The organism is Pseudomonas sp. C9 (assembly GCF_002000165.1).
In the GTDB taxonomy this organism is placed as follows: domain Bacteria; phylum Pseudomonadota; class Gammaproteobacteria; order Pseudomonadales; family Pseudomonadaceae; genus Aquipseudomonas.
Genome location: NZ_MPAK01000005.1, coordinates 1 through 807 on the forward strand (window position 1 = coordinate 1; position 807 = coordinate 807).

At 61.1% G+C, this 807-nt stretch carries 1 protein-coding gene; it reads right to left on the minus strand.

Features of this window, described 5'->3' with window-relative positions:
- The coding region (locus BMS17_RS29485; RefSeq protein WP_218191612.1) for a VCBS domain-containing protein at window positions 1–807 on the minus strand (807 nt) is incomplete at both ends.

Here is an 807-nt window from a genome sequence, read left to right on the forward strand (position 1 = left end):
GCCCACTGATGGTCACCGGATCGTCGTTGTTGTGGATGTTCAACACCAGATTGGCGGTGCTGGTATCGCCGTCAGCATCGGTGATGGTGTAAGTGAAGTTCTCGGTGCCGTTGCCATTGCCGTGCAGCGCTTTGAAGTCGGCATCGCTGGTGTTCAGGGTGTAGGTGTACGTGCCGTTGGCATTCAGCACCAACGTGCCGTAAGTGCCGGTGAAGGTGCCGGCAGTGATCGGSCCGGCGTTGGGGCCGGTCGGCACGCGGTCGGCGCCCTGCACGTCGTTGGTYAGCACRTTGCCGTTGAGGGTGAGCAGGGTTTCCGAGGCCGTGCCGGCGTTGCTGTCGTTCACGCCTTTTGGCAAATCGTCGACGATGTTGACGTCGAGGTTGGCGTTGGCAGTGGTGCCGTTGTCGTCGACCACGGTGACGGCGAACTGCTCGGACAGCGTGTTGGCGCCGTTAGCGGTTGGATGCGCTTCGTTATCGACCAGGGTGTAGCTGTAACTGACCACGCCGGTGGTGGCGTCGAACCCGGTGATGGTCAGCGTGCTGCCCAATGGGGTGACGATGGATTGCGGGAAACCGGCGGCCACGCCACCGACGACCACATGCAGACCACCGATATCCAGCGTCTGCACACCGTCGAGGGCAGTGATAGTGAAAGTGCCGTTTTGCGTCAGCGCCGGGGTATTCGGGTTGCTGCCGTCGCTGAGGTTTTTCTCGTAGACGGTGAGTTCGCCGCCGTAAACATCCAGCCCACTGATGGTCACCGGATCGTCGTTGTTGTGGATGTTCAACACCAGATTGGCGG